The following is a 14,981-nucleotide window of genomic DNA, read 5'->3' as shown; positions in this document are numbered from 1 at the left end:
TTAGGGCAATAATAGTTTTGGTGAAGAGAACGGGGAAGCCTTTCGTGAGGGAATCGTTTGCTACACCGGGGGGTTGATTTGAGTGCGCCGTCGAAATTGAGGAGAACTTTGAGATTTTACAAGTGATTAAGCTTCGTCCACAGAAGGCGATGAAGCGGATCTGGGAGAGGGTTCAGGCGGAGCTTGAGTGGGAGCGGGTAACGGAGTGTTGGGGTTAAAAGGTCTTTCCTATAAATGCTGACATTAACGGGTCTCGGAATATTGCAGCTCGAGGCATTCTTAAGCTGATCGGCAGAAATGACCGTCAGTTACGTTCTGGCAAAAGTTCCAGGCGTAAGGCTAGAAGCTGGCCTGTTTTATGTGATCTATGGTCTACTGGCGTAGCTCTAGATTAGCATTAGAAACTCCCATCCTCTTGAAGGTGGGAGAGCTTCATTGTTAAGAACAGGTATGAACCTGGGAGAGTTGAGCATTTTATCTGAATGGTAGCTGCATTTGCTTTCCAGTCCACTCTTGAATTTCAGGATCTTTGAGTCTTAGTTGAAGGATACATAATTGACGTTGGATATCCAGTAATTTCTGGGAGAGACTGGCTTGTCCAACAGTACGGGAGTGTAGTTCAGCGCTTTGAGCAGCAGCGTGGGTCTGTTCAGCTAAATTCCTTAGACTCCATAGGTGCTGCCCTAAGTTAGTAGGTCTATGCTTGAAATCAGTCATTAGAAACCTTCTATTATCTGCGTTGGTGAAGTTGAGTCTATTGATAGCCAGATAGTTCCCCGTCAATCAGTTGATTTGGACAAGCGATCGCACAATTTAACCTACATATTTTCTTTGCCGTTATTGGTATCTGAGTGTCTCATTATGATTTGTTTCAGAGTTGACTTCACCCCCTTAACCTGGCTGACCGACAGATATCCAAGGTTAGGCATCTAATCCTATTGATTAGAATGTAGTTTCAGAATAGACAGAGAGCATTTTGAGTTTGAGGCTGAGTGGTGAAAGATAACGATCAAACAACCAAGCAGTACTCTAGCAAAGACTTGAAACAGAGAAAGACTTGGTACTCTCCCGCAGCAGAGGCTTACAACAGAACACGACCCCATTATCCTGATACATTGATTAGTCGAGTTGTCGAGTTAACTCAACTTGAAAATGGGTCGAGAATTCTTGAAATAGGTTGTGGCCCTGGAACTGCAACAGTTTCGTTTGCTAACCTGGGTTTTTCAATGCTTTGTCTTGAGCCAAACCCAGACTTTTACGAGATTGCTCGGAGAAATTGTTCTCACTACCCAAATCTCGAGATCAAAAACACCTCATTTGAGGAATGGAAACCTGAAGCGAAGCCGTTTAACGCTGTTTTAGCAGCAACTTCGATTCATTGGATTCCGGCAGAAGTTGCGTACCCTAAAGTGGCCAATGCATTACAGGATAATGGAGTGCTCATACTGTTATGGAATGTGCCAGCCATTCCTTATCGAGAGTTCCATCAGGTGTTACAGGATGTATATCAAATCCATGCTCCATCCCTGTCTCACTACAAAGGCAGAGATACTCATGAGGCTGAATTGAGAGAACTAGGACAGATTGTTGCTACCTCAGATCAATTCGAAGGCATCGTTTTTGAACAGATTATTTGGGAGACCTCATATAGTGTGGATGAATATTTGACACTGTTGAGTACCTTTTCACAATACTTGGAGTTAGATGAAAAAAGCAGGAAAGACTTGTTCGTAGGATTGCAGAAGAAAATAGACAATCACTTTGCAGGTCACATCAAACTCTTGAACATTTCTGCCTTTCACATTGCCCGAAAAAGATAACTTCTTCAATTTTCAACTCTATTCCGGACGGACTACCTCAGTCAGTGTCCTCAAAAAACCTTCAGATCAGTCAACCGCGAACTCCAAGAGAATCTGTGGAGCTGGAACTTTCCGCTGGCTCTGATGTCATGGAGAGTAACCTATCAGGTGAGATCCTAGGCTTGAGCATGTATAAACAGACTGCCTGGAGTATTCACGGAACGCTGAGGATGTGCCTGGACTAGGTCGCAAAGGAGTACTGGTTTATGGACAACCTTCTTTCCTTTCAAGGAGTATCACCCCATAAAATCCGCGTGTATCATCCCAAGTCATTTGAAGATGCCGAGGAAGCGATCAACACGATGAGAACGGATGATATGCTTCTCGTGAATTTGGTGGCGGTGAAACCCACGCTGGCTCAGCGGCTCGCAGATTACTTCGCTGGAAGCACTTTTGCGTTGTCGGGTGAGTATATCGAGATTGGCAAAAAAGTTTTTCTACTAGCTCCACCATCATTCTCGGTTAAAAGAATGATGGCTTCTGCTTGAGTTTTTGGCACATCAAACACTATCGTTTCATTTGGTCTTCTTTCGAGACTTCTGAGTCTTTGTTGTAGTTGCTTTCTTAGATTCAGCCGCTAAGTGTGATTCGTAGACGAAGCACATTTGCTTTTTGGGTACTTTTATCCACCGTTTCAGTCGAACACCCCGATACATGGCAGTTTTCATCCTTCCACGTTCAGCTTTATGCTGTTCTTGGCTCAATTCACCAAACAGTTCCTTAATCAAGTTATCTGTGTGAATGACCTTGCCAGGATTCCCTTGCATGAACTTTTCGATTGCATCCATTTTGGTCATCTGGTCATAAGGCTTTTTCATCGGCAGCTTGGTGGATGAAGAACGACCTGTATTTTTTTTCTGGGGTGTCTTCTTGGTCTTGGCCTGAGATGGCGGTTTTTTAGAAGTTGAGGTTGATTTCTTTGAGGTAGAGGTTGAAGCTTTTGGAGCAGCTTTTTGAGACTTACTCTTAGTTTTAGGCTCTACAGTTTCAATGACGGTTGAGGCGGAGTTTGTTGCTGTTGGGGTGATGGAGTCGGATGCATCTTGAAGGATAGAAAGGATATCTGCACCCAAGGCTGGATTTTCAATTAGCGGACTTAAGGAATTGAGTTTAGTTTTGAGTTGATTCGTTTGAGCTTCCAATTCAGCGAGTGTCTGCTCATATTTGGTTTTCAACTCAAGGAGGACTTTGGAATAATTGTTATCAGTGGTCATAGGCTATCTTCAATTGTTGTAGATTAAGCAATATTTGGATGCTAAGGATTAGCATTCCCAAGAATAAATTTATCAATGAACATGCATCCTTCGCTAGGACGCTCTGGCAAGCCGTTGAAGATGCTCCTCTGCTTGTAAATATTTCTGAAACAAACGCTCATCCCTCCGAAACTCAGGAGTATGAGCCATTTGGCGTCCGTTTTGAGTTCGGTGCCCATGAACCTTATGGAGTAGTTCATGGTACATCACAAACTCAACCACATATCTGGGGACCTTCTTCGTATCTAAGTTTAGGCTGATCACCACCTGATCCCTACTGGGTTCATAATGTCCGAACTTGCGTTTGCTGTAGGTGCGGCTCCAGCAGAGTTTGGGTTTATCCAAAGTTCCATCGAAATAAGCTTGATTCACTTTTTGATACACCTCCTCAAGGTTATAAGTACTTCCCTGAGCAGTTTCGTTCAGATCCTCCACCAAGAGTTCCATTTCCATTAGGAGTTCCGCAAACTCTTCTGATAAGGAGTACTCATAAAACACACTGGTCGTTTTTGGCGTCTTGCCGTTCAAAATGGAGTTAACCAATGCTTCCAGTATTAATTCATCGGCAAGAATAAATCCCTCATTGACCTTGATGCTCCCCTGTTCAGTTCCAAGTTTGCAGCGGTACAACGCTGATATATGGGCAAACTCGATGGATAGGTTTTTAGGATCTTTGAGCTGTTGCCAGTTAGTATTGTCGGAAGGCTTCTTTTGTTCAAGACCAAGTTGTAAAAGCTGATAAAAGGTCTGTACGGCATTAAGGTGGGATTGAAGATTGTCATCACTCAAGAGGAACTTGATCCAGCAATAGATTTGCCGGGATTGCCCCGTTAAATTCGCAGGCGTTGCCACTTGGCGATTGCATAGAACCTCAATGTCCTGTGCCGTGTGTTGAAGTTGTTGGACCAGATCTTGTCCTTGCTTTGAATTTAAACCAGAGCCGTTGGCAACCTCAGCGATTTGACGCTGCAGGCGTTGATGTTGGGGACGGATCTGACGAATGGAGATCCGTTTTTGGCTCTGGAGTGTGCTGCACTGCTGAATGATGGGCAAATTCTTCAGATCAACGCTCTTCAAGAATTTGTAGGCTTTTCGGGAGGGGAGTGGTAACTGATTGGGCGAAGTCTTGGCTTTGGCACAGATTTGCTCTGTAACTTTGATTGAATCTTTCACATATTGTTTGAACTGAGGAACTTCGTTGATCGGGATGCCAATTTTAAGCTGATCTCTGACTTGATGTGAGGCTTTCAACAGTCCCTTAATTCTCATGAAACGCCTGCCGTTGGATTAACCAACTGCAGAATATCAAACTTATGCGGGATTTAGGACGAGTTCAGATTGGCAAAGATCCAAAGTCTTTAGATGGGCATCCCCTTCGTCTGTAAGATCATCAGGCGGCATCCCCTTCTTGTTGTGAGTCAGAGTTTTGAACTTGAGCATCAATGGTATTAATAGCTGCGCTAACAGCCGCTAAACCCGCTTCCAAATGATCCTGAATCATCTTCAAGAATTCAAGCTGGTGCTGTCGATAGTTCTCTCTCGATTTCGTTTGATGGCCAGTATTCGGTTGGCAGCAAAATGGGAACATCACTGATCCTCCAAGACATCACTCACTCTATGATGACGTACTTCTGGAGGATACTGAGGTGAGGATTAATGACTTGAGTTTGGACTAAAGCAAACGAGAAAAGCAGTCAATGAAGTACACCGACTGCTTTAAGGTCAATGAATCATCACACTCATTGCCCTTATGATTTTCGACCATCTGCGTCAATTCCGCCAAACTCTGTATAGCTGCTTTGGCGCCAGTAAAGACGCGTTATTTGAGCTAATGGATGCGGTATTGATGAGTCCGAGCCTGCGTTCATTTGTGTGTTTGTCTCAACATCCTATCTTCCGTCGTCAATGGTCGAGTACCTATTCAGCCCTGCATGATGGTCGTATCCATCGTGCCAAACTTCACCGATATTTAGTTCGACAAGTTTCCACTCAAGACCAGCCGCTCTTCGTGGGAGATAGTAGTCCTTGGCTGCGTCCCGAGGCCAAGACCCTCAAAAACAGAGGTTTTCATCATCAAGGGGGACATACTGTCGGGGTAGGCCAAAGTTATAGCACCCTTTCTTGGGTCCCAGACGAAAGTCAGCATTGGGCACTGCCCCTACGCCATGAACGAATCACGAGCTTTGAGACCGCTTTGACCAAAGCCACGTTTCAATTAAAGCAAGTCTGTCGTCATTTGCCGGTGCGTCCTCTAGCCGCGTTTGACCGTCACTACGGTAATGGCATCTTTCTCAATCACACTGCAGGGATTGAAGTCGACCTGTTATTGCGCTTAGCATCCAATCGCTGTGTCTATGGTATTCCCCTCGCCTATTCAGGACGAGGGGCTCCTCGTAAGCATGGACATAAGTTCAAATTGAATGCCCCTAATACATATCCAGAAGCCAGCGAAATATTGGAGATAGAAGACACCCAACTTGGACAGGTCAGAGTAACTCGCTGGAGCCAATTCCATTTCCGTAATTCGGCCAAACGAGAAATGGAAATTTTGCGCGTTGAGATCATCCAACCGAAAGGTAAACGACGAAAGTTTAAGCCGCTTTGGCTGGCCTGGACTGGAGAATGCATGCCAAGTCTGGAGCGATTATGGCGAAGATATCTGCAGCGCTTTAGCATTGAGCATTGGTATCGATTTGCCAAACAACGGCTCTATTGGACGACCCCTCAACTCACGTCCAATGAAGCGACAGAGCGATGGAGTACTTTGATTGGGATGATATCTTGGCAATTGTGGTTTGCTCGGTCAGACTGTATGGATACGCCTTTACCCTGGCAGTCTCCTCAACAAGTTCTATCACCAGGACGCGTCGCTCAAGCATTCCCAAGTATTATTGCGGCGATTGGAACACCTGCTCAAGCACCAAAAACTCGCGGTAAATCACCCGGACGCAAGCAAGGCCAATCTCAACCACCAAGAACTCGATATCCAACGGTCAAAAAACGAGTCTCCAAACGCAGGAAAGCAAAGATTGTCTCAAAAACCGCTGCTTAACTGCTGAGTTAATACCAGAAAAACTTATGCTCAGGCTTTCAAGGGCCATGGGATATTTTACTCTGTCTGGAGATTTAAACTTAGTCCAAACTCAAGAACTGAGTTAATTTATCCCAAAACCTTCGCTAATCGAGCGATAGCTAAGACGACCATTGCAGAATGGATAGAGGTGTTCTACAACCGACAACGACTTCATTGAACCATTGGATATTGCGCCCCTTCACAGTTTGAAGAGGATTACTGGAGGATACGAAATCAAACACTTGCAGCTTAAATGAACTGTCCACTTTTTCGAGTAAAGGCCATGATCGTTATTACCTCTTCATGCCTTGTTGCAACTATGATCTCCCAGAAGCTCTGGAGACTGGTCTGATGATCTTTCATCTGAAGGGGCTGCGGTCTAGTCATGGACATCCTCTAGCTGAAAAAGTTATTGTCCTCGATGACATCTACAAAATCCGAGCTGTGGTTTCTCGCTGGATTGCCGATGAATCTGTACAGCCCATCATCACCACCGGAGGGACAGGCGTGACGGGGCGTGACGGCACGCCAGAAGCCATCCAACCCGTGCTGGATAAGGAAATTCAGGGATTCGGGGAACTCTTCCGCATGATCTCCTACGAAGACATTAAGACCTCCACGATTCAGTCTCGGGCATTATCGGGCGTGGCCAATGGCACCTACCTGTTTTGCCTACTTGGTTCATCCGGTGCTTGCCGCACGGGTTGGGATGACCTGATCCAAGACCAATTAGATGTCCGCCATTCTCCCTGCAATCTGGCAGAGCTTATGCCTCGATTGCGGGAATACGCCGTTGGTAGTTTTTACATCAACCTAACAGGTTCGCTTGGTACGCTAGGTTTTTGCTCGTCTACTGAGCTAACTTCAATACGCACGCTGGTCCTTAACGACTGCCAACGATTTGCCGATAGCGACTTTCACTGAGACCGCAACTTCTGAGATCGGGGTTGCGATCACACACATTTTTAGGACCGGACTGAATGTATTGTTCCAGACGCTCAATGCGATCAGGGGTCGCGGGGTGCGTACTTAAGAAAGTGGGAGTGGATCGGTTAGACACTAGTTTTTGCATGAACGCAGGCATGGCTGAGGTCGCATAGTCTGCTGCCCTCAGAAGCCTTAATCCTTCGCGATCTGCTTCATATTCATCACTCCGGCTTTGGGGGCGACTGACCAATAAGTTGACCCCAATATTGGCGACTTGGCTTCGGTTTGAGCCAGTGATGGCTGTGGTTAATCCTTGGGCAACCATCGTCTTACGAATTTGCTTGACCAAATGTTTCCGATCAATATGGCCAATTTCATGGCCAATCACACTAGCTAGCTGGGCTTCATTGTCTGCGGCATTAATCAGACCCGTGGTGACATAGACTCGCCCTCCCATGGTGGCATAGGCATTCACTCGTTTATCATCCACCACCTGAAATCGGTAAACTACTTTCCGTCGTTTGGCACCCGCTTGCACCAAACGCTGACCAATGCGATTAACGTAGCGATTGAGGGTTCGTCCCTGATGTAAGCGCATGCCTTGGTTTTGCAGGTTGCGGTGGATCTGCTCGCCTAGCTCCCGTTCCTGTTGATGTGAAAGATTGGACAGCTGAATCACTTGAACTCCACGGAAGATCAAATCTCTTAAAGGAATTGCTTGGGCTGGATTTGGAGTTGAGATCGCAAGACTTGTTGCTAAAGTAGTAGCAACAACAACACGCTTAGAAATGGGCAGCTGGGAAACTGCATCTTTCATAAAGTCACCAGACGATGAAACAGCATTATAGGCGTATCGCTCTGCCCGCTTGAGCATAGTGAGCATAGAGTTACGCAATTCCTATGTGCTAAATATGACGCTGATTGACCCCAGGAGTTTCCTGTCCTTAGGCCAATCTTACAGAACCCATTTGAAATCTTTTATGATGTCGCCAACCTCCTAAAGCCTTGCTAAGAAAGGCATGGAAACAATTTTGCAATGGCCTAGATTTAAGGCTTGTTGGGGTTTGTGGGGCAATGGAACAATAAACAACGTTGTTTATTGTTCCATTGCCCCACAAACCCCTTCTACAGCTTTACCGATTGACTTCAATCGGAATTATTGGTACGGGTGAGATGCTTCTATCAGTATTTCACCCTCAAAAAATCCTCCTCTCTGCTCCACCCGAAACTCCCCAAGTAGAACCCCAAGCCAAACCGCCACAACAGGCATCCTTAGCCCATTCACCAGCTCCCCAAACGAAACCTCCCCCTCAGTCCCTTCCAAATACTCTAAGATCGCACCCACCCAAGCCGACACGTCTTCCTCGTGGCTGACCTTCAGAGCAATCGCCTCCCCGCTTTCCAGTTCCTCCACAAACTCCAACACAGCATCCTTACTAACCTCACCTACGACGGACTCCACAGGCTTTCCCGAAAACCCCTGGCGTCGCTTCCGTGACTTGGGCTGCCGACACAGATCCGAGACATCAAGGAACATGGTCTCTTGAACCATCCCGGCCAAGAAGTCATCATCCAGCACTGGCCCTTGGGTGTTATGCCGATCCTCCCAATCCTGGATCAGCAGCCCTGCCTGCTGACAAAAGACTTCAGTAATCCCAAGGGCCATCTCGCCAGCGACTTGGAGCCGTTCATGCTGAGAGAGGGCTTGCAACTCTGGCAGCATCCCATCCCAGAGTTGAAGGACATCCACCTGCTCGGGTTCATCCAAAGTAGAAGCCAATGTACTGGAAAATCTAGCTCAAGTTGGATAGAGGAAGGCACTTGATGTGAATGCTTAGCAAACCTCTCCTGATAGTTTCATATTGTTACCTCGTCGCTGGGTTGGCCCACAAATGATGGTACAGAAGAGAAATAGTAGCAAACCCTGAATTAGGTGGTTTTGACTTGGGATTCTAAATAAGTCGGAAAGTCAGTGTATCCTTCTCTCTCGAAAGAATACCAAATACTTTGCTCGGCAGGTGGATTTAAGGGCCAGCCATTCGTAAATCGTTCCACTAGATCTGGATTGCTGATGAATGGACGGCCAAAAGCAATTAAGTCAGCGTGACCGTTCGAAATTCTATCGTCTGCATCCTTTTGAGTGTAACCACAGTTGCCAATGATGGTTCCGTTATAGACAGTCCGAAATTCAGATAAATGTATGGGTTCACCTAACTCATGGAATCCAAAAGCCAGACCGTCTAGTATGTGGAGATAAGCTAAATCAAAGACATTTAACTGCTGAGCTACATACAAGAATGTTTCACGATAGTCTGGAGACCCCATGTCGTTATAGACGCCATTCGGCGAAAGCCGCACACCGATGCGCTGAGTTGACCAGACTTGGGAAATTGCCTCTACAACTTCCTTTAGAAATCGATAGCGATTTTCCAAAGTTCCACCGTAACGATCTTGACGTTGATTGGTTTTACTTTGCAAGAAGCTATCGAGCAGATAACCGTTGGCACTGTGAATTTCCACACCGTCAAAGCCAGCCGTTTTGGCATTGCTAGCAGCTTGTCGATAATCTTCAACAACCAGTGGAATCTCATCGGTACTTAGAGCACGTGGGGTTTCATAGGGCTGCTTGCCTTGTGGAGTATGAATTGAATCCCCCTCAAGTTTGATAGCTGAGGGGGCTACAGGAAGCTGATAATCCTGATGAAAGCTGCTGTGAGAAGCTCGCCCACAATGCCAAAGTTGCAGAAAAATCTTACCCCCTTTTTCATGAACAGCTTTAGTTACTACTTGCCAAGCTTGGGTTTGCTCTTGGGTGTAAATTCCAGGGACATGCTGCCAACCGATGGCTTGGTCTGAGATAAAGGTTCCTTCTGTGACAATCAAGCCTGTTGATGCCCGTTGAGCGTAATATTCAGCCATCATTGCATTCGCCAACATTTCTTCCCCAGCTCGCGATCTTGTCATGGGAGCCATGACTATACGATTGGCGAGTGGCAAATTATGAAGATTGAAACTGCTGAGTAATGTCGGGGATGTTCCTGTTGCTGTCATATCTCTATTCAATTGAATAAGGTAATAACCAGAAAATTGTATCTTGAAGCGTGTGAAGTCTTAGTTACTAGCAACACACACCTAACATAACCAGTTACCTAGAGCTAATTTAGGAATTCTCCAAATTTTGCAACCAAGCGTTCAAATCATCTAAGCTCTCGAATTCCAAAAGTGCTTCGCTCAGTGATTCAAGTTGATCAACCTCTAAGGATTGAATTTGAGTTTCCATTTCGGGAGAAAGCTGATTAAACTTCCGATTAAGTTGACGTAGAACAATACTCACCTCTCCTTTTTGCCAACCCCTTTCTTCCCAGCTAGTCAAAGTTTGCATGATGGCTTCTCGTTCTCCTAATTCTAATGTATCAATTTCTGTTTGAAAGCGTTGCTCCTCGTTTGCTTCTAGTCGGAGATACGTGTCGATAAATTGAGAAATGAACTCTGTTCTAGCTGGATCAAGCTGCAAGGTAGCCAGCATCCTCAAACACTCCACTTTGACTCGTGGCCGATCCTCTTTAGCAATCTGCATCTTGGCCATTAATGCCGACGCCACAGGGTTATCCCGTTTCAGAAAATCTCTCCAGTTCAAACGATTCAGTTGAATGTCTCGAAAATTGAACTGCAGAACCTGGAAATCGGGAAACTCAACTTTGTAGCTATTGTCTGCTTCCTTTTGGGGGCTGTCATAAGAAAAAATTAGGCTCTCTGGGAATTAGCGTGTAGCAGTCCTACATTTAGTGTGTTTCCTTTTTCATCCCTATGGAATGATCTGAGGTAGTACTTCAGAGCAATGGCGTAATGGATAACTCAATTCGCATCCCGCTCAACCTTCCTGATATTCGAGTTCTAGAGCTATCGAAGACTGAGAGAGGGGATTGGCTCATCAAGATTGAGAGTACGCTTCAAGGAACAACCTGTCACCAATGCGGACGTGAGATTACTGACCTCCATTGTCATGATCAGCCTTTTCGGATTCGTCACCTGCCATTATTTGAAGTCCCCGTTTACTTAGAAATTCGGCCCAAGCGTTATCGATGCAAGTATTGCGATGACCATCCCACAACAACTCAACATTTAGAATGGCACGAACCTCGCAGTCCCAATACAAAAGCATATGAGCGTTGGCTTCTGCGAATCTTGATCAATTCAACGGTCTCAGATGTTGCCAGAAAACTAGGCGTTAGTGAGGATATCGTCAGTGGAATCATTGATCGTTGGATTGCCGCTCAAGTTGACTGGAGCGAATATGCAGACCTCAAAGTTATGGGGATGGATGAGATTTCTCTCAAACGAGGCCATCGTGATTTTGTGGTTTTGATCACGATTCCTACGACGGATGGGGTGGATATATTGGCAGTTCTAGCCGACCGTAAACAGCAGACAGTGGCAAATTTCCTTCAATCGATTCCCATTGATTTACGCCAAACCATTGAGCGCGTCTGTACGGACATGTACCAAGGATTTGTCAGTGCAGTCCGAGAACAATTGCCGCAAGCCAAAATTGTCATTGACCGCTTTCATGTGACCAAAGCCTATCGTAATTGTGCTGATACGGTTCGTAAACGTGAGGTCAAACGTCTACGACGAGAGCTTTCTAAGCAAGAGTATGACAGCATCAAAGGCGCGATGTGGCCTTTTAGAAAACGACCAGAGAATCTGAAAGAGTCAGAGCAACAACTCCTTGAGCGATTGTTTGCTTATTCTCCACAACTGAAACAGGCGTACAATCTCCGAGAGAAACTCACGCAGATATTTGAGGGCAGGTACACCAAGCATGGAGCTAAATGTGCCATCCGAGCTTGGTGTAAACAAGTACTCAAGAGTGGCATCAAGGAATTCGATAGTTTTCTGACCACTATCAATAATTGGATGGACGAGATGACCAACTATTTCCTGGAGGGGTGGACCAGTGGTTTTGTGGAAGGATTTAATAACCGAGTCAAAGTCTTAAAAAGACGATGCTACGGTATTTTCGATATTGAAAGACTCTTCCAAAGGATTTCTCTTGACCTCAATGGGTATCAGACATTCGCTGTGACCTAAACACTATATCTAGCGGCTACCACGCTAATTCCCGGAGAGCCAAAAATTACCACTGGGTAAATGGGCAAATCATATTTCTCATGCAATCGTGCGAAGTAGTAGAACATGCGTTTCTCAAAGTCCGCTTGAACTGACGATTGGGGTTCTATGTGAAATAGAAAGTAGCTGTCCTGTCCTCGAAACTGGACTTGAGCCAGCAAGTCAATGATACGCTTCTCCTCCGCGCCAATACTGCTGAAGACTTCCTGATACAAAAACGTGACGGGTCCGCGCTCCACATAGTCTAAGACTTGAGGTAAAAACAAATCTAAGAATTCCCAAAAGAACGTCTCGATCAGTTCTTTGAACAGACCATCATGGTCAATGGACTCCTGTTGTGTCACCCGCTGCTCCGTGATTCGTATTCGATTCGCTGATTGAGTGTATCACTGGCATCTCATCCGAGTTATCCAGGTACGGCTTCTTGCATAGGTCTTCGAAAAAAGGGTGATAGTCTTCAAGGCTGGCTGTTCAAGGCACCCGTTTCAATCCAGACATTCTGATCGTAAAACCCACCCCGCTGCTCAAACTTAAATCCACCGAGTAGCATTCCTAGCCAGATAGGAACAAGTGACAGCTGTAGCTCCTGCTTTAGCTCGACCAAAGGCACCATCCCAGATGTCCCTTGTAAGTACGTTGAGATGGCATGTACCCATGCCAAAACATCCTCTTCTTCCAAGACTTGCAAGACTTCATCAGGTTGCTCAACCCTTAACTCAGTCTCCAGCTCTTCCAGCAACGATGCCTTGTCCTTGAGCACAACGATCGACTCACTCTCCTCTTTGGGTAATGTTCGCCGAGTCACCGGCTCGGGTTCAGCAAGTAGATCATCGTCTAACACCATGGATTGCCGAACCATCCCCATTTCGTCATCCAAATCAAGGATGGGACCGTCATCGTTGTAGGTATCTCGCCAGTCCCTGAGGAAGACCTCCGCTCGCCGACTCAAGATTTCCGCCATCTGCAAAAGGGCAGTCCCCGCCGTAGATAACTTCTCCTCTAATGGCAACTGGGCTATCACTAAGTCCAATCGCTCCTGCAACTGCTGGAGGTCACTCTCCACTGGAACCGCTTCCGCTTGATTCAACTGCTGCCAAAGATCGAGTTCCAGTTGTAATGCCATCGTGAACAGCCTCCTACGGGAACAAAGGGCAGGGACGAATCGGGCATTGACTTGGATCCACTTCGACTTGTGAATCAAACTGATGCAGTACTTTACCGTCTAGATGCTCAGAGAAACGGTTGAGTATATTCCTTGAGTACTTCGTCACATCAGAGTTAGTCCACCCCAGGGTATGGACAGGCTCGACGATCGCAACCCGCTTTTGGCCTATCCACAGCTCCGCTGACATGGCATGTAGGGGGGCATCCCTTCTCGCTCGATACATCCGTCGAATGGCCGCAGGTTTGACGGGGACTTCCACCTTAACTTCAGGTATCAGCTTCCCCGTCTGAAGCTGATATTTACGCTTTTTGTTTCGGTTATAGCGATCGCGGTGTTTATACGAGGAACGACGGACATGGCAACGCTGGCCCACCCAGCACTCTTTTGACTTGGCTTCTTCCACGGGTAGCTTGGAACACCGCCTGCATTTTTCTGCGATCGCACGGGCCATCGTTTTAAACCGTAGTTAGGGGATGGGTTTCAGCCAAGGATTTGCTCTCTTTCTGCAAATCCCCCCATAGCTTACCATGCTTATTAGTCAAAGTTTAGTCAAAGTCCAAATAATGATTAATTGGGATATGTGTACGGAAATTGCCATTGACGTACACTAAAAATTACAAATGTGACCAGTCATCTGTGATCATGGTTAGATTCTTAGTGAATGTTCTATTTTCAAGGAAGTGGTCATTCTGCTGATGGGTGTGGAGTACACCTACGCCAAGATAAATGGAATTTTTCTCACATAATGCTCAAATTTTATCTCTAGGTTTGGGGTAGAAAATATTGATTAAAAAGCGGTCAATAAGCCCGTTAATAGATTCTGAAGTTGATATATAACAACGAACTGAACGTAGGTTTCTTTCAGCTTTTTGAGCATGTCAGAACTATGCCATAGCAATTTTTTTAATCAAACTCTGGATACTGAAAATGAGATACTACATGACTTTGGGCCGAATATTCAACAATCGATCATACAGGCCTGTAGTTGTTGTTCCAAGGGATAGATTGGATACATCTCATGTAAATGAAGTTTCTGCCATCAACGATAATATCTCTATTATTTTGGGGGTATGGATGGTGATCTCACTTATGATCCTGATTCACTGGAATGCTAACTTTTTGAAGACAATCAGTCGTGCATGGGGTTCTTTGAGAGAAGCTAACAATAGCCATTGCCGTAGCTGTAAGTTTTATCACCATAACGCTTATCTCAAGTGTGCTGTACATCCCAGTAAAGTCTTAATGGCAGCAGCACAAGACTGTTCAGACTATTGTTTAAGACAAGGAAGGTGAGTTTCGCTCGAATGAAGGGAATTCACATGGGATACGATCTTAATTTTGGCAGCAATGGATGTTTCGTCTATAGCACCCCATGCCGTAATACATATAGCAAGGGACTTTTGAAGACTCAAAATTCAACATCTTTATCCTAGATAGTCAAATTTTCTATGGATAAATTCTGAAAGCTATTCTAAGTATGGTTTGCTGCCAAATCAACTGCCCCGCTGCAAGCAGACGGGGTATGGAATACGATTTGCTCCCAAACCGTAGATTTGGATTGCAATTCCATTTCT

15 protein-coding genes and 2 pseudogenes are annotated in these 14,981 nt (G+C 45.6%); 6 read left to right on the top strand and 11 right to left on the bottom strand.

Features of this window, described 5'->3' with window-relative positions:
- Positions 1–474 precede the first annotated feature (474 nt).
- Positions 475–717 carry a hypothetical protein gene (locus AM1_RS35840; protein ID WP_012168175.1) on the bottom strand — a complete coding sequence of 81 codons (243 nt, stop codon included), beginning with the start codon at positions 715–717 and terminating at the stop codon, positions 475–477.
- A gap of 278 nt (positions 718–995) precedes the next feature.
- On the opposite strand from AM1_RS35840, the gene AM1_RS35835 reads away from it, so the two are divergent.
- Both AM1_RS35835 and AM1_RS35830 read left to right on the top strand, forming a co-directional pair.
- Positions 996–1,820 carry a class I SAM-dependent methyltransferase gene (locus AM1_RS35835; RefSeq protein ID WP_012168174.1) on the top strand — a complete coding sequence of 275 codons (825 nt, stop codon included), beginning with the start codon at positions 996–998 and terminating at the stop codon, positions 1,818–1,820.
- A gap of 245 nt (positions 1,821–2,065) precedes the next feature.
- Complete coding sequence (locus AM1_RS35830; RefSeq protein WP_012168172.1) at positions 2,066–2,347, top strand: cell division protein SepF; 282 nt, start codon at positions 2,066–2,068, stop codon at positions 2,345–2,347.
- 27 nt (positions 2,348–2,374) lie between these two features.
- On the opposite strand, the gene AM1_RS35825 is transcribed toward AM1_RS35830, so the two are convergent.
- The 3 genes from AM1_RS35825 to AM1_RS35815 form a co-directional block, all read right to left on the bottom strand.
- Positions 2,375–3,073, bottom strand: coding sequence for a hypothetical protein (locus AM1_RS35825; RefSeq protein ID WP_012168171.1), 699 nt, complete (start codon positions 3,071–3,073; stop codon positions 2,375–2,377).
- Positions 3,074–3,166: 93 nt separating this feature from the next.
- Positions 3,167–4,381 (bottom strand): SprT family zinc-dependent metalloprotease, encoded by a 1,215-nt coding sequence (locus AM1_RS35820; RefSeq protein WP_012168170.1) that lies wholly within the window; start codon positions 4,379–4,381, stop codon positions 3,167–3,169.
- A 121-nt stretch (positions 4,382–4,502) separates the two neighbouring features.
- Positions 4,503–4,700: a hypothetical protein gene (locus AM1_RS35815; protein ID WP_012168168.1), complete on the bottom strand. Its 198-nt coding sequence runs from the start codon at positions 4,698–4,700 to the stop codon at positions 4,503–4,505.
- Between the two features lie 162 nt (positions 4,701–4,862).
- Between AM1_RS35815 and AM1_RS35810 the strand changes: the two genes are divergently transcribed.
- The 3 genes and pseudogenes from AM1_RS35810 to AM1_RS35805 form a co-directional block, all read left to right on the top strand.
- Complete coding sequence (locus tag AM1_RS35810; protein WP_012168167.1) at positions 4,863–6,164, top strand: NF041680 family putative transposase; 1,302 nt, start codon at positions 4,863–4,865, stop codon at positions 6,162–6,164.
- Positions 6,165–6,216: 52 nt separating this feature from the next.
- Positions 6,217–6,363, top strand: a complete 147-nt coding sequence (locus AM1_RS44625) for an IS3 family transposase (RefSeq protein WP_083776915.1) — start codon at positions 6,217–6,219, stop codon at positions 6,361–6,363.
- 209 nt (positions 6,364–6,572) lie between these two features.
- Positions 6,573–6,971 (top strand): annotated as a pseudogene (locus AM1_RS35805) (molybdopterin-binding protein); the annotation flags it as partial.
- 97 nt (positions 6,972–7,068) lie between these two features.
- On the opposite strand, the gene AM1_RS35800 reads toward AM1_RS35805, so the two are convergent.
- The 4 genes from AM1_RS35800 to AM1_RS35785 all read right to left on the bottom strand — a co-directional run bounded on the left by AM1_RS35800 (position 7,069) and on the right by AM1_RS35785 (position 10,713).
- The gene (locus AM1_RS35800) at positions 7,069–7,929 is read right to left on the bottom strand and encodes a M48 family metallopeptidase (protein ID WP_012168164.1); all 861 of its coding nucleotides are present in this window, start codon (positions 7,927–7,929) and stop codon (positions 7,069–7,071) included.
- A gap of 339 nt (positions 7,930–8,268) precedes the next feature.
- Positions 8,269–8,892, bottom strand: coding sequence for a hypothetical protein (locus AM1_RS35795; RefSeq protein WP_012168162.1), 624 nt, complete (start codon positions 8,890–8,892; stop codon positions 8,269–8,271).
- 149 nt (positions 8,893–9,041) lie between these two features.
- Positions 9,042–10,163 (bottom strand): alkene reductase, encoded by a 1,122-nt coding sequence (locus AM1_RS35790; protein ID WP_012168160.1) that lies wholly within the window; start codon positions 10,161–10,163, stop codon positions 9,042–9,044.
- Between the two features lie 109 nt (positions 10,164–10,272).
- Positions 10,273–10,713 carry a DUF4351 domain-containing protein gene (locus AM1_RS35785; RefSeq protein ID WP_238549397.1) on the bottom strand — a complete coding sequence of 147 codons (441 nt, stop codon included), beginning with the start codon at positions 10,711–10,713 and terminating at the stop codon, positions 10,273–10,275.
- Positions 10,714–10,958: 245 nt separating this feature from the next.
- Between AM1_RS35785 and AM1_RS35780 the strand changes: the two genes are divergently transcribed.
- Entirely contained in the window at positions 10,959–12,203 is a 1,245-nt protein-coding gene (locus tag AM1_RS35780; protein ID WP_012166374.1) for an ISL3-like element ISAcma10 family transposase, read from the top strand.
- A gap of 41 nt (positions 12,204–12,244) precedes the next feature.
- Here AM1_RS35780 and AM1_RS35775 read toward each other — a convergent pair.
- The 3 genes and pseudogenes from AM1_RS35775 to AM1_RS35765 all read right to left on the bottom strand — a co-directional run.
- A pseudogene (locus AM1_RS35775) lies at positions 12,245–12,586 on the bottom strand (Rpn family recombination-promoting nuclease/putative transposase); the annotation flags it as partial.
- A gap of 113 nt (positions 12,587–12,699) precedes the next feature.
- The gene (locus AM1_RS35770; RefSeq protein WP_012168157.1) at positions 12,700–13,365 is read right to left on the bottom strand and encodes a hypothetical protein; all 666 of its coding nucleotides are present in this window, start codon (positions 13,363–13,365) and stop codon (positions 12,700–12,702) included.
- Positions 13,366–13,378: 13 nt separating this feature from the next.
- Positions 13,379–13,858, bottom strand: coding sequence for a hypothetical protein (locus tag AM1_RS35765; RefSeq protein WP_012168156.1), 480 nt, complete (start codon positions 13,856–13,858; stop codon positions 13,379–13,381).
- Between the last annotated feature and the right edge of the window lie 1,123 nt (positions 13,859–14,981).

The organism is Acaryochloris marina MBIC11017 (assembly GCF_000018105.1).
Taxonomy (GTDB): domain Bacteria; phylum Cyanobacteriota; class Cyanobacteriia; order Thermosynechococcales; family Thermosynechococcaceae; genus Acaryochloris; species Acaryochloris marina.
The sequence above is the reverse complement of the archived record's forward strand: the minus strand, read 5'-3'. Positions and strand labels throughout refer to the sequence as shown.

What these genes read in the sequence shown, in the direction of transcription:
- AM1_RS35840 (WP_012168175.1), bottom strand. Translation starts at nt 717, where the DNA reads ATGACTGATTTCAAGCATAGACCTACTAACTTAGGGCAGCACCTATGG.
- AM1_RS35830 (WP_012168172.1), top strand. Translation starts at nt 2,066, where the DNA reads ATGGACAACCTTCTTTCCTTTCAAGGAGTATCACCCCATAAAATCCGC.
- AM1_RS35825 (WP_012168171.1), bottom strand. Translation starts at nt 3,073, where the DNA reads ATGACCACTGATAACAATTATTCCAAAGTCCTCCTTGAGTTGAAAACC.
- AM1_RS35820 (WP_012168170.1), bottom strand. Translation starts at nt 4,381, where the DNA reads ATGAGAATTAAGGGACTGTTGAAAGCCTCACATCAAGTCAGAGATCAG.
- AM1_RS35815 (WP_012168168.1), bottom strand. Translation starts at nt 4,700, where the DNA reads ATGTTCCCATTTTGCTGCCAACCGAATACTGGCCATCAAACGAAATCG.
- AM1_RS35810 (WP_012168167.1), top strand. Translation starts at nt 4,863, where the DNA reads ATGATTTTCGACCATCTGCGTCAATTCCGCCAAACTCTGTATAGCTGC.
- AM1_RS35800 (WP_012168164.1), bottom strand. Translation starts at nt 7,929, where the DNA reads ATGAAAGATGCAGTTTCCCAGCTGCCCATTTCTAAGCGTGTTGTTGTT.
- AM1_RS35790 (WP_012168160.1), bottom strand. Translation starts at nt 10,163, where the DNA reads ATGACAGCAACAGGAACATCCCCGACATTACTCAGCAGTTTCAATCTT.
- AM1_RS35780 (WP_012166374.1), top strand. Translation starts at nt 10,959, where the DNA reads ATGGATAACTCAATTCGCATCCCGCTCAACCTTCCTGATATTCGAGTT.
- AM1_RS35770 (WP_012168157.1), bottom strand. Translation starts at nt 13,365, where the DNA reads ATGGCATTACAACTGGAACTCGATCTTTGGCAGCAGTTGAATCAAGCG.
- AM1_RS35765 (WP_012168156.1), bottom strand. Translation starts at nt 13,858, where the DNA reads ATGGCCCGTGCGATCGCAGAAAAATGCAGGCGGTGTTCCAAGCTACCC.